Source organism: Chitinophaga sp. HK235, assembly GCF_018255755.1.
GTDB lineage: Bacteria > Bacteroidota > Bacteroidia > Chitinophagales > Chitinophagaceae > Chitinophaga.
On sequence record NZ_CP073766.1, the window covers coordinates 6,532,036 to 6,548,450 of the forward strand.

Here is a 16,415-nt window from a genome sequence, read left to right on the forward strand (position 1 = left end):
ACTGATAAGCTGGTTACCGGGAAAGTGTTTCAAAGTAATCCGTCTTTAAAACCGACAGCGCATCCGCTATTTCGGCTAAATGCACAGGCACCAGATAACACCCCTGGTTCACCTTTACTGATCCGATACTGTCCAGCAGTACCATGGGCGTTTCTTCGGGTGTGTGCATGATTTTTCCTTTTTTATTATCTGATTTCACCGACTGCATTACCTTTTCAATATCTGTTTGTGCAGTTATCCGTAAAGGACATTCACAGAGCCGCAGCAGTTCTACGTGTTGTATAACCGCTGCTTCACTTATCCATCCTCTGCGTTGGGCGATGAATGCTGCCGCCAGCATGCCCAGTCCTACAGCCTGACCGTGGAAAAGCTGATGGGTATTCAGTTCCAGGCTGTGGCCAACGGTATGGCCATATTCCAGGATGATGCCGATCTCTTTCTCATGAGGGTCCTGTTGCAGTAATCCCCGTTTTTGCATAATCCCCATTTCTACCAGCTTCATTAGTTTTCCGGGTACCAGCGGTGACTGTAGAATATTGGACAGGTCAGCAATCGCATGTGGATCAAAAGCCAGACAGTTCTTAACAATTTCAATAATTCCACCATGAAGATGTAATACGTCCAGGGTGGCGAGATACTTGATGTCGATAATATTGAGTGCCGCTTTGTGATAGAGGCCGAAACTGTTTTTGGAAACAGGACCGTTAACCGCCTGTTTCTGGGAAAGTATCGCATCTGACATTGCGAGCAGGGTGGTGGGAATATGTATGAGCTGAACACCTCTGAATAACAAGCCTGATATAACCCCTGCTACATTGCCGGTAAGGCCGCCACCAAAGGAGATAATGGCACAGGAGCGGGAGGGGGCTGTGGCCATGATGGATTCCAGCAGCCGGGAAACAGTGGAAAGTGTTTTCTCCTTTTCGGTTGCATCGATGGCGTATATCCGAACAGGTAGTATGGCTGAAAGAAGCGCATACACTTCATTGTACCAAAGTTCATTTACATACTGATCAGCTATGATGATGGCTTCGGTGCAATATGTTGTTATCATTTTAAGTTCGTCTGCCAGGATCTCATGACCAAGCCTGATGGTTGTTTCGGCGTTGCCAAAGGGGAAGGTAATTGTCCTGGTTCCCGGATCAGCAATGGTGGATATGTTCATTGCACGATGGTTTTTATTTTTTTAATACTATTCACTATATCGTTGATATCCTCATCATTCCCCAATAACATGGAATGATGAAGCAGCAAATGGGTATTATATACTTCCCAGCAGCCGGGTAGCTGGTATCTGGAAGGATTCAGCTGTTCCCTGCGGGAGGCAAACCGCGGATCATCCGTTACGTACAAGGGGTGTTTGTTCAGCGGAATATAAGGCTGATGAATCCAGATGCCCAGTTCTGCGCTGAGCATTTCGCATAAGGCTTTTATTGTTATGTTTCCAAAGTGTGAGAGGTTGATCCTGAGCGGCAGGTGGTAGGTGGAGACGCTGGTAGTGCCGGGGGCGCTGTCTGTCATGCTTACTCCTTCCACATTATTCAGCAGTTGCCTGAGCATATGCCGGTTATTGTTTCTGATTTCATTTTCCTGATCCAGCGATTGCAGTTTGTTGAATAAGATAGCGCAGGAAATTTCACTCAGGCAATAGTTGGAGGCAAAGCTGTCGCCGGAGTCTTCGAGTTCCATGTAGCCGGCGCTGGGTTTGCCGCTCATTTTTTTTCTTGCGTTGGTACGTATGCTGTAGATCTTATCTGCCAGTGTCTGATTGTTGGTAACAACAGCGCCTCCTTCGCCGGAGGTCAGTATTTTCCCTTGTTGCATGCTGAATGCTCCCACCGCGCCTATTGTGCCTACCCGCTTACCCTGCCAGGTGGCGCCATGTGCCTGTGCGCAGTCTTCAATAATCGGGATGCCGTATTTCTCACTAATGTGGAGCAAAGCACCCATGTCGGCGACAGCACTGTAAAGATGCACTACCATAATAGCTTTAGTCCGCTCTGTTATCGCTGCTTCTACTTTTTGCGGTGAAAGACAGAGGGTATGCTGATCTACATCGACCATTACCGGAATAGCATTCAATGAGGCCACCGTGATGGCGCAGGCCACCCATGTAAGTCCGGGTACGATTACTTCATCATCGGGGCCTATGCCCAATGCCTGAAGAGAACACAGAAGGGCAGAAGTGCCGTTGGCTGTTGGTATACAAAAGGCGGCATTATTAAAGTCTGCAAATGCGCGGGCAAATTTTTCCTCATAGGAAGGCTGATCCTGGTAAAATCCGCTGACAGCCCATCGCTGGCTGCGCAGGCATTGCATCACTTCTTCTTCCAGCGCAGGACTGGAAGCCGGCCACCGGGGCCATGCCTGTTGCCTTACTGGTTTCCCTCCGTGGATAGCTAGTTGTTCCATCTGTATGAATGGTTAATTGGTGCGATAGTTAGAAACACCCCCCAGGTAATACCGGATGGTGGCCATTCCCGATCCTGCGATAGGCAGGTGTAGGGATTGAATACGGGCAAATAGTTTATCATCTTCACCCACCCGGTTGATCAGATCGTGTTCGCTGAAATCAAAGTCCAATCCTATCTGCTTCAGTACGGCGGTGTCAAAAAGCCATTCGTTCATATCAACGGTGGCCAGCCGCATGGGGTCCGGAACAGATACCGGCCCGTCGCGCATGACCGGCTGTCCCTGCACCATTACACCTGCTTCCACACACCACTGCCATCTTTTGTATGCTTCCTGCTCATCACTATGCCAGGGATACGACATGCCATCAAACTGGCTGCCGTCGCTGTATAACAACGATCTCCAGGAATAGGCTGCAAATACCTGCTGCTGTGCCATGATAGTCATAAGGCTGCTAAGATGACCAGACTCCATTTCATTGTCATCATCCAGAAAACAGACATACCGCTCTGAAACGGCGGATAACGCATGCTGACGCAGAGCGGCCATCCGCGGAGAAGAAGGCCCGCGATGCGGAACTCCTTCTAACGGAAAAAAGTCAGTAGTATCTCTGCAAAAATCCAGTCGTTTATCTGCTGTCAACTGTGCCTGATTCTCTGAAAAAACAATATGTCGTACCGGTATCCCCTGTAATAAAACACTCTTTATACAGCGAATAAGGGAGTCCACCCTGTCAACCGTAAATGTTATCACACAGATTTCCTTGTTCATATGACCATGTTTGTTTTTGACCAGAATCTTTCTCCCTGATGCATGTTCATGTAATTCCGGACGGCAGTAATATCCTTTTCTGTCACCTGTGACCTGTAAAACCGGAGCAGGGATAAACGTTGCTCCAGTACGCTGAGATCTGTGTTGATCTGTGGATACAGGTCTTTGGTTAGTTTGCTGATCCAGCGGGTATATTCCTCCGGACGGATTTCTCCGGCGTAGGGAAGTTCTTCATAGTATTTTATCTTTAAAGGGAAAACATGTTCGGCACATTGCCGTACCAGTATATGATCGATATGGCCGCAAATTCCCAACGGGGAATAAACCTCTGCAGGCCTGAGACTTTCGTTCAGCATGGCGAGATCGCTGGAGATGCGCTGTTTTAGCTGCTTTTCATGATCAATATCACAGGTATGATCAAAGATATTGTTGACAGACCATCCTCTCAGCAGTGCTTCATCATAATCAAGCACGTGTGCCCTGACGGATATTTTTTTACAGAAATGTTTATGCTCTGTATACCTTAAAGCAGATATTTTCTCGGTGTCCGACAGGGTGGAATAGGGCGCAAAGGAGCTTCTGGAGAAGATAGTGACAATCGTGGTGTCCGCTGATATAACACCAGAAAGCAGCAGCCCTGCCATTGAATAGGCGGTATCATCAAAATGGGGTTCCAGGATCAGTGTGCTCATTGTCGGTGATGTTGGAAGGGATCTTTAAGCTGAAAGACGTAGATGCCTGCATTGCTGTCTTTTTGCCGGTCGAATGGAATGAACTGCCGGAGATCAAACCCGGCCATCCCTGCAAATGTTACAAGCTCCTGCTGTGTAAGTAATTTCTGTCGCAGCGTTTTATACACGGTTTTTTCCACTTCTCCATTCCCGCGGATAAAATCGAAGGTCTGGTGTGAACAAAGGATGCCTGATGTAGTGTCGTAATCCTCCCAATACTTCATGGATGCTGAAAACGTGCCCTTGTCTGTATGAACACCATGCACAATGCCGTAGGTATAGATATTTTTCGGGTAACTATGTTGTGCCTGGCGGAGCTTTTCTGTGTCCCGTATTCTGAGATCTGTGATAAAGCAGCCATCAGGCTCTATGCAGGCGGCAATTTGCCGGAAAATATATAACACGCGTTCTTCCTCAAGAAAGTGCGTAAGAAAATCATCCACTGCTATCGCAATATGATGACTGTCTTTTATCACGGCTTCAGCGCCATTGGCACGGATTGTTTTTATCCGGCACTGGATATGCGGAGGAAGATCATGGATCTTTTTGTCCAGGTGGGTGAGCATGCTTTCGGAGATGTCAACACCGGTGACGGTATGTCCTTTGTCTGCCAGCTTAAGGATGACCCGGCCTGTACCGCAGCCGTATTCGATTATTTTCCGGGGTGTGTTGCCTATAAGGTCGAAGTATAGCTCTTCTGCTTCATCAGAATAAGCATCGCCGGCGGCAGCGTCAAACAAGGCAGGGTCGTAGAACTGGTCTTCCCAGGGGGTTATCAGGGTATTATTCATTGGGTAATAATTTCACTGTAATTCATCCAGCTCGCATCGATCAGGTATTCGAGGTCTGCATACCTTCTTTCATAGCACCAGTTGCAATCGGCGCAGCTGGAGATATATCCGCCGTTTAATGCCTGGAGATGCTCTTCCCGGAGGCGTTTCATTTTTTCACCCTGCCAGAATGATCTGAAGCCATCTTCACCCTGCCATTGCCCCCAAACAAATTCAGCGACGCCATTGAGGTGATCACAGAAGCCCAGTCCGCCTTTTGAGTTAACATATAAATAGGTGAATGGGTGAATACAGAATTTTTTAACCTTTTGTACGTTGGTGTTTTCGTGAAGCAAAGAGGCTGAATATTCTATTTTCAGATAGGGGTGCTCTTTCACGAGTTGTGTTAACTGAGCAATGGAATGGTTGACCTCCTGGGGATGATGGATGAGATTGGAAGGGTCTTCCGGCGTGGTTTTCAGGGGTTCCATCTTAAAATGTGTGATGCCGAACTGCATTCCCAATGTTACAATCTCACGCAGCTGATGAATATTGTCACCACTTGCAGTGATACAGAAGTAGAGGTTGTCAGCCACTTTATGATGGTTGCTCAGTAGCGCATCCTTCAGTATTTCCATGTTCTGAAGAACCCTGGTCATGGAGGCGCCGCCTCTGATGTGTTCGAATGTTACTTCATCGGCAGCATCGAAGGAGATACCTACCAGCACACCTTCGCGGCCCAGTTTTTCCCAAAGTGCGGGCCGGTTGATAGTGCCGTTGGTAATCAATTTGATCCGCTTTTTATAACTCAGCGCTACGTCGAGATAGTCATCGAAGTTCTTCAGCAGCGTACTTTCTCCCCATCCACGGAGATCAATAAATTTAGCATGAGGAAAGAGGTTCTTCGCGATGTCGAGATACATCTCAAAAGGTAATACATCTCCCTTAAAGCCGGCAGAGCGGCACATCGGGCAACTCAAATTACATCTGTCAGTAAGCTCAATATAGAGTGCCTGGGGGTAGTCTGATAATTGAGGGTCTATCATAAGATGGGGTTTTAGTTATGTCTTTACATTGTTCTTACCTGGAGTGTATGCTGATTGCTCTTTCGGATGGGATGGGTACCAACTGATTGGATGGGGTTGTTTTTTTGCTTCTCTCAGAGATGATATATGATATTGTGTTCACACATCAACACTTATTCCAATTTAGCGTTTTTTGAGAATATTGTAAAATAAAATTTAGTATGGATGGCTAACATTTTGCTGACGGGCTGAGGCTTTTGGGCGATCTGTCTTTTTGGACCTGTCTGTTTTTTAAAACAACGTGGACCCGATGTTGTTTATTACCCGCTGATGAATCTTCCTGTTCAGGAAGAAGGGATTTTTGTCCCGGATGGGGTCTGTTTAAGTTGGAAGCCCGGGAATGCTTAAAACCTTGTTAAAATTCAGTCTGTTTCCGGTATAGTCGCCGGTAAACATAATAACTGCGTAGTATATACGTTTTTGACTAAATTTGAGCCAGAAAAACTTATAGCCAACAAATCCGGATGACAATAAAGTCTCCGGTCCAATCTGATATGAAGAAGAATATTATTACAGCTGCAGCATTACTCCTGGCCTCCTGTGCCTTCGGTCAAACCAAGCCGCTCATTGGTATTGTATTCAAAGGCAGTGACAGCACGGGCCACCAGGCTGCGATCCGGAATGCCGTGGAAGATGCTTTCCTGCGCGCCAAACGGTTTGATTTTGTAGAACGGGAAGCCATCGACCAGGTAAAGGGCCAGTCGTCTGAGAATGCGCAGCTGACAGCCATGAAAGAACTGAAAGCCCAGTACCTGCTGGTAGGCAACGTGGTGAGTGTCATGGAGGACCAGAAACAGTCCAAACTGCCGGTGCTGGGTACTACCGTAACCCCACAAACGGAGATCATCTTCAATGTAAAAGTGATGGACGTTAATTCCGGTGAACTGGTGGCTGCCGGCAACTTCGCCAATACCGGCAAAGGCAAAAACGCTTTTAACGACGCTCTGCTGGGTACCCGCAGCCGCCTGGATAAATTTGTTAAGGATAACTTCAGGCTGATGGCTTCCATCGCCTCCATCGAGGAAAAGAACGCCTATGGCGATGCGGTCAAAGTACTGCTCTCCGCAGGTAAGGCCGTGGAACTGAGAGAAGGAGATGAATTTAAAGTGTATGAGTCGGTAGAAGTAAATGTGGATGGCAAAAAGATCACCCGTAAGAAAACAGTCGGCAAAATCGTGGTTTCCCGTATCGAAGACGAACATTTCAGCGTTTGTACGGTACTGGAAGGTGCCGGCGAAATCACCAAACTGATCACCGGCGGTGCCACGCTCCGATGCGAGCTGACTGCCGAAGCTCCCAAAAAACTCTTTTTCCAGAAATAGATTTTTTGTTTCGTGTGAAGCTGCAGCTATGGGAAGATAGCTGCAGCTTTTTTCATTTCTCCCCTATAAAATAACACCCTAGTTTTTCGCGGTACTGTTCCCGAATCTCTTCACTTTCACCGGGCGTTTTTGCACCTGTATATGCAATCCTACTTTTACAGGAGTGCTGGTCGTTAATGTAATTTGCTGTGGTGGCTCTACATACTGATACTTTTCAGGCAAACTTCCCGCATCAACCGTGATGGTATATGTATTTGAAGGGGCATATAATGTGAAGATGCCATTTTCGTTGGTGCGTGCCATAAAGATTTTTCCTGTGGGGTCTTTAGCAGTAACAGCTATTGCTGCTACACTTTCATCTGTACTATAACTTAATGATTCTTTTTGCAGCATTACATGCCCCTGAATCACCCCTATTTTGTGTAAAGGAATTTGTATATGTGTTTTACCATTCACCGATATCACCCTGTCGCTTGTAAAATACCCCCCTGCAGATAATATGGAGATCTTTACTGGACCATTGGGCAGGTTTTTAAACGTGATTCGTCCTTCATTACCGGTAACAAAAACCTCCTGATTGATCCGTACCATTACATTCCTGGCCGGATGCTCACCAGGGTCTAATGAATAGTTGCTATTATCATCTTCAAAAAGGAAAATATCCAGTGTTCCAATAGTATTCAATGGTACCTTATTACCGCCAAATTGTTTCCTGACCCCTATATCTATTCCATTGATCTGCTCACCAAAACCGCCATATATCCTGTTGTATCCGGCCTCCAGCGTCAACCGGGGGCTTACCCTGTAAATAGTATTAACAGAGAGGTTATTGTATAAACGATTAAAACTACTCTGATAAGTAATATAATCGAACACCTGAAACGACAGCCTGTTATGAAACAGGTGTCCACTATAACCCGGACTTATGGAGATCAACTGGTATTTTTTTCCTGGCAGGACATATTGATTCATTTCACCAGCCAGATAAGGCCCATGCTGAATAAACGCATTTAAAAGAAAATGTTTGTAGGTCAGGCCGGAATAGATCCTGAAAGCAAAAAAATTCGTGTATACGGCAGTGTTGCCTTTATTAACCCCCATGTCTGCGGTGATCCAGAAAAGTTGTCCATTTTGTCCCTGATAGCGAAGGTCTCCGCTTAACCTTACTGATTGTAGGGATGGAGAAATCATTCCAAATCCATTGCTATACTCCGTATGCTCTTCATAATAATAAGGCTTCAAACCCAATTGCCAATGTTCATTGAGTACTTTGGTTGTCCCAAGTTCCAGCGTGCGCAGGAAATAGTTGTCATAGTAGCCTTTATATACCGGGGATATATACTGAGGGGTAGCACCAAACTGGCTGTAACGTATGTACCAGGGTTGTCCTCCACTGGGTGTAAAAATTATTTTTTGGTCGAGGTTCAATACACCTTTCCGGACGCCGGCATAGAATGGTGTGCTGTAATAATTAATAGATATCCCCTGCCATCTTTTACCTATATAGGTATAATTAAATGCCCCTGCAAAACCGCGGGCATTTTTACTATCATGTTCATATTCCTGTGTGGTGCTGTAGCTGGTGTATGCGCCACCTTCCATCTGATGTTTTCCATTCGGGGATTGCCAACCCACACTCCCTCCACCCAGTACATCATCTTTTCGTTCCTCCGGATTTTGTTGAAAGATAAACTGCGCATTTCCATTTACAGCATCGGATAAATGAAAAGATGTGTGTAAAAAGTAAGCATTATAGGGGGTATAGAATTCATTATTGCTGCCAGTAAAACTGCCTATCAGATTGTAATTTCCATTTACATATCCGGCTTCAAATTTAAATAATGTATCTGGTGTAAGTATTGCCGCTGCACCTCTTCCGCTTAGCATCATTTCATAACTCCGGAAGATGCTGCCTGCAGTGAGGTCACATGCAGGGTTTTGATAGTTGATAAAAGTATTGGTCAGCATCCAGGTTTTAGCGTGAGTAAAGTAACGGGCATCTGCCTGATATCTTAACTTCTTATTTTCTGTCAGATCTGCCTGGCCTCCTGCCAGTGCTTCCAGGTAGTGGTAGTCTGAACCAGTCATCCGGCTATAGATAGCAACAGTATGCCCCGGTCCTGTGGCATTACCTTCCGGAGATAGGTCTGCAGCATAGTTACGTTGATTGGATACATTGTATACAGTGACCGGCAAAGTGGCAATAATATCGTTATTGGCGTTTTGCCCTGTAATGCGCAGCTGATTACGGGTATTAGCCATTAACGCATGTGGTATTCTAATCCGGAAATGTACAATGGTATCTGAAAAACCATTCACCGTTAGCGTTGATAACGTCAGTTCCTTTTGTGACTGCAAAGGGTCCGTAACAGCGATTGTTACTTTTTGTGAAATATTGCCGGTATTACTGCATTTCAAGCTCACATCCGCTTCATTTTTTCCGCTCAACAGATATATGTCCGGTTCCAGTACCTGCAGGGATATACGATTCACCGGGGTCAGGCTAATAGTGGTGCTATCCGTTAATATGTGGTCCGTACTGATAGCCTTCCAGGTGATCAAATAGTTTTTATCTGCAGAAGTACTACGGGGAATGTACATGGTGGCCGTTAGTAAAGCACTGTCTCCCGCTGCTACAACAATTTCCGGTTGCTGGGTAGTGATTTGCTGAAAAGGTGTGCAATACAATATTGGCCGGTAAGAAATACTTTTTGCCGTATGGTTGCTGATAACAGCCGATATCGTAAGTGTGGATCCTGAACTTATTTGTGTATAACGTTGTTGTATACGCATAACTCCCTGTGCGCGGACATTTCCTGTTATACATATATACGCGTATAACAGCGCAAAGCGGAGTATATATCTGGAATTTTCAGAGGGGCTCAATTTCCAATATGTTTAATGAGGTTGGTGTAACTGAATGGTTATCCACAATTTCATCTGGTTGACAGATTGCATTCCTAATCTTAAATGTACAAATAAATAAAAACGATTAATGAACTACATATACATATATTTCAATTATATAAAAAATAAATTAATATAAAAGTGAATCTGATTTTCAATTATTATTGTAGCACAATACTTCTCAATAACATTCAAATGCTTTGTTTAACACTCCCAAACTATCATTTATGATTACCAAAATTCGCATGTTTATTCTGGCGGCGGTACTTTGTTTTCCGTTCGTATCTAAAGCCCAGTTTACTCCAACGGCAAGTACCACATTAACAGTAAACCTTACGGCACTATCAGGTATTGTATTAAATGCCGCCGGGCTTAATCCCACATTAAATTATTCTACGTCTTCTGATTATGCAAACGGCGTAACATTATCGCAAACGGCTGCACTCTCAGCTTTCAGTACGTCGCCTTACAGTATTACTGTTTACGCCAGCGGCCAGTTGGTAAATACGACCAATAGTTCCAACACTATCCCCGTAGGAGATGTAACGATAACCCCGTCACTGGCAGCAGCTAATCCGGCTATCACTATTACGCCGCAGGCTATACCGGTTTCCGCTGGTAGTGCCCTGAAACTGATTGCTTCTACTGCCGGCACAATATTGCAGAATTTCAATCTTGCATATTCTACCGTAGGCGCTCCAACAACTGATTTTATCAACAAACTGGCAGGTTCGTATACTACAACCATCACTTACGCCATCACCAACCCCTGATCACTTCAAAGGCAGGATTATTTTAAAATAGTTATATCTTGATGAGGTTATTCTTTATGATGATTGTGCATATACTGGTATATGTACCTGTATATGCACAATTAGGTATCGCAGCTGCTCCCATGCAATTAAAATTCGATGCAAATGCAGGAGCCACCCAAACACAAAAAGTAATCCTGAGTAATCCCAGTAAGGGATCTGTTATGGTAGCCGCTGAATTCTCAGACTGGTACCGCGACAGTACCGGTAATATCATTTATGCTCCACCTTCTTACCTACCTGCATCCTGCTCCGGATGGTTGAAAATTTTTCCTGCCAGCGAATTTGTATTACAACCGGGAGAACTTAAAGAAGTGACCATTATGCTCAATATGCCGTCCAATGCGCTTAAAGAAAGTACCAACAGCATGTTGACATTTACACAACTGAATAAACAGCAGGTAATGTCCCCACAAGGTATTGCTATTAACCTCGCTGTAAGAGTTGGCGTACAAATCTATAACGTACCACCAGGTGTACATATAAAGGAAGTGGATATTGATCAGTTTACAGATACTTTATTTAAAGGGGGAAATATCGCAGGGAAACAACTGCTCCTAAGGCTCCGTAATTCAGGGGAGTTGTCTGCCGAAGGCAAAGCCAGTATTGAATTAACCCATAAGGAAACAGGCATAAAAACCGCTCTTCCGGCTGTTTCATTCTATACACTTCCAGGCGCCATACGCCAGATAAGAATACCATTAGCCGACAGTTTGCCTCCGGGGAGATACAGCGCAGTTGCATTAGTGGATTACGGAGAAGATCAGGAGCTGAGGGTAGGGGAACTGGAGTTTACATATACAGCAGGCAATGGGCTAAAAGTAGTAAAATGAGATGGTTAACCGGTTGTATGTCCATCATCATACTATGCTATAGCTGGAACCTATCAGCGCAAACATTAACGGCTAATCCTGTGACGGTAAATTATACCACCTACAGTCAGCTCACCAGTACCCAGACAGCCACCAACCGGGCAGTTTTAACAGGAGGACTGGCGGTTACTGTAACCCTGTCTATAAAAGCCAGCGGCCCACTCACATCTACTACAGCTCCAAGCAATACGATCCCTCTTAGTGATGTTACCGCACAACTTACGGGGGTTAGTCCCGCCCTGGCAGGTATGACAGTACCCAGCAGCGTGCTAACCCTTACCACCAGCAATCAGGCATTTGGTACCGGTCTTTTATCTTTAGCTCCTGTCACTTTCACAATGAGCTATAATATTGCGGGAGGCAGTAATCTGATGGTGCCACCAGGCACCTATGTAACCACACTTACATACACGGTAACAAATACACTTGGGCTTTTTCCTACGACTACGGGCACCGCGCTGCTATCACTTGTTATCAGTCCAATAGCAGGCATTGCGCTGCAAAATGGAGGTAGTAGCGCTACTCTTGCATTCACAACATTTGCCAATTATACAAACGGTGTAACCATTAATCAAACCAACGCACTGGCAGCATTCAGTAACGAACCCTACAGCATTACAGCAAACACTTCTTCTGCCAGCCTTGCGAATGGAAGCAATTTTATCAATGTTTCAAATATCAACCTGTTACCATCGCCTGTAGTTACCAACGCCCTTATCACTACCAGGTCAATAGCATTGTCAACAAGCACTCAAAACATTGTCACCTCTACTGCCGCCCCGGGCGTTTACGATTTTAACCTGCAATACCAGACAACTGCCGGCAATACCGCGTTCCTGAAGCCAGCAGGCAGTTATAGTACTACGCTTACGTATACGATCACAAATCCATAAACCGATGATCTTACTTTATTAGGGATAGTTTTTTAAGAATATGAGAACCAAACTGTTGCCAATTGTTCTGCATTGCTGAATGACTGCACTGCACAATAGCCGCTCTCCTGGCCTATAATAATTTACCGGAGAAGTTTAATTACATGGATTTTAGTTAGATTTATACCATTAACGATTGTTGACGCCTGGATGATTAGCAGTTCTGATTATTTGTGATAACTCATTTCGTTTGTTTCCATTTTACAATCCTTTTCCCGGTTAGGAAATCCAAAATCCACTGTATGTCCCAACTTACTGATACCATCTTTAGTATAAATGGTAACCCCGTATCGCAGTTCTCTTCTTTTTCTCTGAAGCAGAGCATCGCTGATCACCATCAGTTTGAATTTATCTGCCCTGCCGAAACGATTGATGGGATAACCGGCATTTTTACTTCTTCGCGGGAGATGATCGGTGCTACTTTCGGGGCGCACATATCCGGTGTAGGCCTTAAAGGAGATCTGTTGTTTAACGGCATTATCACCAGTGTGGAAACCGCCCGCGTGAATGGCGATTACGGAGAGGTGATTATTTCCGGGTTCAGTCCTACCATTATGCTGGACAGCGGTCCGCACTGTAAAAGCTGGGAACAAAAAACGCTGAAGAATATAGCGCAGGAGGTGTTGAAGTTTTTCCCGCCTAACCTGCTGGAGCCTAAAGTGGATCCTCTGTATAAAGAACCCTTTGAATACATTGTACAATATAAAGAAACAGCCTGGGAGTTTTTAAAGCGGTTGACCGCTGAATGCGGGGAATGGCTGTTCTGGGACGGTCATCGTCTGATCATTGGCCCACCGGCCGGGGATGTAAAAAATGAGCTGGTATATGGCCGTACCCTGAGTGACTTCAGCATTAGCCTGAATGCCAGACCTGCCCGGATGCAATATATGGGCTGGGATTATCAGAACAGTAAGTTATATAGCAGTCTGCCTGAAAATGAGCGTGTAGGCCAGAAGGCAGGGTTAAACGCCCTGGGTGAAAAGGTATATGAGAAGGCGCAGGTAGTATATGGAACGCAGCCTAAACAGTGGAACTTTCGCTATTCCAATAGTAAAAAACAACAGGACGACATGGCCACCTTGTATAGTGCCATGGAAAGCAGTAAGATGGTGCTTTTGACCGGTAAAAGCGGTCACCCTGGCGTAGCTCCGGGGACAAGGATTGAAATCTCCGGTAATAACGTATTCAATGGCAGCGATGAGGAATACGGAGAATATCTCATTACCGCCATCCATCATTATGTGGATACCAAAGGTGAATACAGGAATCAGTTTACAGCTATTCCCTCTTCGGTTAAACTGCCACCTGTTACGATACCGGATGCGCCGGTTTGCGAAACACAAAGTGCTATGGTAACGGATAACCATGACCCACAGGGACTGGGAAGGATCCGTGTAAAATTCCACTGGATGAACGGTGATGAGAAAACGCCCTGGATACGCGTAACCACACCCCATGCCGGTGGTGGCAAAGGGATGTTCTTTATCCCTGAAGCCGGCGAAGAAGTGATCGTTGGTTTTGAAGGCGATAGTGCTATCAGGCCCTATATTATCGGCGCAGTATATCATGGCCAGGCCAATAACAGTTTTGGTAATGCAGCCAACGATGTAAAGGCGCTGCAAACCAGAAGCGGAAATAAAATTATTCTGAACGATAAGGATGGAAGTGTATTCGTGGAGGATAAGAACGGTAATAATATGATGATGGACGGGGCAGGCAATATTACTGTAAGAAGTAAAGTGAGTATTGCCCTGGTATGTGGTGAAGGAGAAGCCGTTAAGAGTGCTATCACCCTGAATAAAGAGGGAGAAATTACGATTTCTGCCGAAAAAGATATTATGCTGAAAGCGAAAAAAGTTTCAGGAGTAGGTTCTGAATTAGTATCCATGGGATCAGGGACCGGAGAAGGGGATTCTTTCAGTGGTTCCGGATTTTCAATAGAGCCGGATAAGGTAAACATCGGCGCAAAACAAAAATGCAGTATCGCTGCCAAGGATGAAATGGAAGTGGCTACAGTCGGTAAACTAACCATGCAGGCTGGGGGTGAATCTTTTCTGGTTGGTTCAAAAGTGAATATCAACTAAGCATGCAGAATAATGCGATTATGCAGCGGGTGCTGCAACTGAGTGATCTGTGGAGCCAGGAAGTAAAAGCCCATCCGGACGTAAGGACATTTGCCATCATGGGAGCCAACCTGGTGGAGTATAAAACCATAAAGGGTTTTGTCATGTTTCAAACTTCGGCGGAAAAAAGCCTGCCGGATACTTTTCTGTTATATCCCCAGCCTTTTGAAGACGAGGGAGGAATTTATGCCTGTAGGTTATTACAATACCTGCATCAGTATTTTCAGCAGTTTAATCAGGATAGTCATTTAGTGGAAGAATATGGCAGCAAGGTTTTGTGGGAGCATCCTTATCCGGAGAAGTCTGCCATCACCCCCAAAGAGCTGGTGCTGGCCTTATCAGAGCTGGCAACGGTATTACATATCAATGGGGATAACGGTGTGTTTGCCATTGCGCTGTTCCCGGAGCAGGTAAACGATTTTAATAAACTGGCTGCATGGATGGAACAACTGGCGGCTACTCAGATCCCGCGTTCCCTGCGGTTTATATTGTATGATAATACAGAAGCCGGATTGTATAAAAAACTTATTAAAAACAACCCGGCTGCAAAGTATATCAAGCCCGACCTGGACATACCCGGCGCCATGAACCAGATCTTAGAGGAGGCAAAGGCGCAGAAAACCTCGCAGCTGGAAATAGATATGATTCACTTTCAGCAAAATCTCATCAAGCTGAATGAAGCTTCTACCTACGCCAGTGAAAAGGATATATTGTTTTATAAAAAGGAATGCTGTACCATCACCCAGCGACACCGCTGGCTGCAGCAGGAGGCGATCGTTTATTTTTTCCTGCATAATTTCTATTCGGGCATCGACAAAAAAAAGGCCCATGAAAGTATAGACATGGCCATTCACTTAAGTGATGAAGCAGTGCTGAAGGGATTGGCAACCAACAGTCAGGAACAGTTTCAATACCGGATCGCCAAAGGGAACCTCTACTATTTTGATAAAAAGCTCGCAGAGGCAGCTACTGTTTATAAAGCTGCTTTGGCGCTGGACCAGAAAGACAGCAATCCTATGATGCTGGCCGGACTTTATCAGATGCTGGCTTCCTGCCAGCGTCGTACAGAGGGAAACAAAGCCGCTGCAGATACCTTGCAGACTGGCTGGCAGTTGCTGATACAAATGCCGGAAGAAGAATTAAAAGAAAATCCCATGCCCCTGTTTTATGCAAAAGATATGCTGGAGCTAAACGATCCTGCACTAAACAAACACCAGCCCTTCATGGATCAACTCTGGGGAGAAGGCTGGTTACGCAGGATCAGGAGTAATAAGGCATATCAGGAGTTTGCAGGTGCCAGGGAAGATTAACCATATTGATTAAAAAGAATGTTGAAAAATGGAGAAATCAAAAACGATTATGTACGTCATTGTAGTGGTGGTATTAATTTCCGTGGCATACACCGCCTGGAGTTTTATACAACAGCAGCCAGACAAAAAGAAGTATAGGAACTACCAGCCGGTAACCGCTGCCATTACAGACAAGCTGGCCGGCAGGGTAAGCCGCTATGGTGCCAAACCTACCCGTTACCATATTGTTTTTACCACAAAGGATGGGAAAAAATACACCGCTTCCAACGTTACATTAGGAGAAGATCTGAAACCAGGTGATACCATAACTGTTTATTATAACCCTGATAACCCCGGTGATGACGTTGTGCGATCATTGCCCTAAAGCC

At 45.3% G+C, this 16,415-nt stretch carries 14 protein-coding genes; 7 read left to right on the forward strand and 7 right to left on the reverse strand.

The window, feature by feature from the left end; translation table 11 throughout:
- Positions 1 to 13: 13 nt before the first annotated feature.
- From KD145_RS24830 to KD145_RS24855, 6 genes are read right to left on the reverse strand one after another with little or no spacing between them, the layout of a single operon-like run.
- On the reverse strand, positions 14 to 1,165 hold the full coding sequence (locus tag KD145_RS24830; protein ID WP_212002528.1) for a hypothetical protein: 1,152 nt from the start codon (positions 1,163 to 1,165) through the stop codon (positions 14 to 16).
- Positions 1,162 to 2,412 (reverse strand): DegT/DnrJ/EryC1/StrS aminotransferase family protein, encoded by a 1,251-nt coding sequence (locus KD145_RS24835; protein WP_212002529.1) that lies wholly within the window; start codon positions 2,410 to 2,412, stop codon positions 1,162 to 1,164. Before KD145_RS24835 ends, KD145_RS24830 begins: the two co-directional genes overlap by 4 nt.
- A 12-nt stretch (positions 2,413 to 2,424) precedes the next feature.
- The gene (locus tag KD145_RS24840; RefSeq protein ID WP_212002530.1) at positions 2,425 to 3,183 is read right to left on the reverse strand and encodes a glycosyltransferase family A protein; all 759 of its coding nucleotides are present in this window, start codon (positions 3,181 to 3,183) and stop codon (positions 2,425 to 2,427) included.
- Complete coding sequence (locus KD145_RS24845; RefSeq protein WP_212002531.1) at positions 3,180 to 3,875, reverse strand: PIG-L family deacetylase; 696 nt, start codon at positions 3,873 to 3,875, stop codon at positions 3,180 to 3,182. Before KD145_RS24845 ends, KD145_RS24840 begins: the two co-directional genes overlap by 4 nt.
- Positions 3,872 to 4,705, reverse strand: coding sequence for a bifunctional 2-polyprenyl-6-hydroxyphenol methylase/3-demethylubiquinol 3-O-methyltransferase UbiG (locus KD145_RS24850; RefSeq protein WP_212002532.1), 834 nt, complete (start codon positions 4,703 to 4,705; stop codon positions 3,872 to 3,874). Before KD145_RS24850 ends, KD145_RS24845 begins: the two co-directional genes overlap by 4 nt.
- Complete coding sequence (locus KD145_RS24855) at positions 4,702 to 5,730, reverse strand: radical SAM protein (protein ID WP_212002533.1); 1,029 nt, start codon at positions 5,728 to 5,730, stop codon at positions 4,702 to 4,704. The genes KD145_RS24850 and KD145_RS24855 overlap by 4 nt, the downstream gene beginning before the upstream one ends.
- Positions 5,731 to 6,263: 533 nt before the next feature.
- Between KD145_RS24855 and KD145_RS24860 the strand changes: the two genes are divergently transcribed.
- Entirely contained in the window at positions 6,264 to 7,091 is an 828-nt protein-coding gene (locus KD145_RS24860; RefSeq protein WP_212002534.1) for a hypothetical protein, read from the forward strand.
- 78 nt (positions 7,092 to 7,169) lie between these two features.
- Here the strand turns inward: KD145_RS24860 and KD145_RS24865 are convergent, their stop codons facing one another.
- Positions 7,170 to 9,884 carry a hypothetical protein gene (locus tag KD145_RS24865; protein ID WP_212002535.1) on the reverse strand — a complete coding sequence of 905 codons (2,715 nt, stop codon included), beginning with the start codon at positions 9,882 to 9,884 and terminating at the stop codon, positions 7,170 to 7,172.
- Positions 9,885 to 10,225: 341 nt separating this feature from the next.
- Here KD145_RS24865 and KD145_RS24870 point away from each other — a divergent pair, with 341 nt between their 5' ends.
- The 6 genes from KD145_RS24870 to KD145_RS24895 all read left to right on the forward strand — a co-directional run bounded on the left by KD145_RS24870 (position 10,226) and on the right by KD145_RS24895 (position 16,411).
- Positions 10,226 to 10,771 (forward strand): hypothetical protein, encoded by a 546-nt coding sequence (locus KD145_RS24870; protein WP_212002536.1) that lies wholly within the window; start codon positions 10,226 to 10,228, stop codon positions 10,769 to 10,771.
- A 38-nt stretch (positions 10,772 to 10,809) separates the two neighbouring features.
- Positions 10,810 to 11,643 carry a hypothetical protein gene (locus tag KD145_RS24875; RefSeq protein ID WP_212002537.1) on the forward strand — a complete coding sequence of 278 codons (834 nt, stop codon included), beginning with the start codon at positions 10,810 to 10,812 and terminating at the stop codon, positions 11,641 to 11,643.
- The gene (locus tag KD145_RS24880; RefSeq protein WP_212002538.1) at positions 11,640 to 12,575 is read left to right on the forward strand and encodes a hypothetical protein; all 936 of its coding nucleotides are present in this window, start codon (positions 11,640 to 11,642) and stop codon (positions 12,573 to 12,575) included. The genes KD145_RS24875 and KD145_RS24880 overlap by 4 nt, the downstream gene beginning before the upstream one ends.
- A gap of 281 nt (positions 12,576 to 12,856) precedes the next feature.
- Positions 12,857 to 14,698: a type VI secretion system Vgr family protein gene (locus KD145_RS24885; protein WP_212002539.1), complete on the forward strand. Its 1,842-nt coding sequence runs from the start codon at positions 12,857 to 12,859 to the stop codon at positions 14,696 to 14,698.
- Between the two features lie 2 nt (positions 14,699 to 14,700).
- Positions 14,701 to 16,047: a hypothetical protein gene (locus KD145_RS24890; protein WP_212002540.1), complete on the forward strand. Its 1,347-nt coding sequence runs from the start codon at positions 14,701 to 14,703 to the stop codon at positions 16,045 to 16,047.
- 28 nt (positions 16,048 to 16,075) lie between these two features.
- Positions 16,076 to 16,411 carry a DUF3592 domain-containing protein gene (locus KD145_RS24895; protein WP_212002541.1) on the forward strand — a complete coding sequence of 112 codons (336 nt, stop codon included), beginning with the start codon at positions 16,076 to 16,078 and terminating at the stop codon, positions 16,409 to 16,411.
- The last annotated feature ends 4 nt before the right edge of the window (positions 16,412 to 16,415 follow it).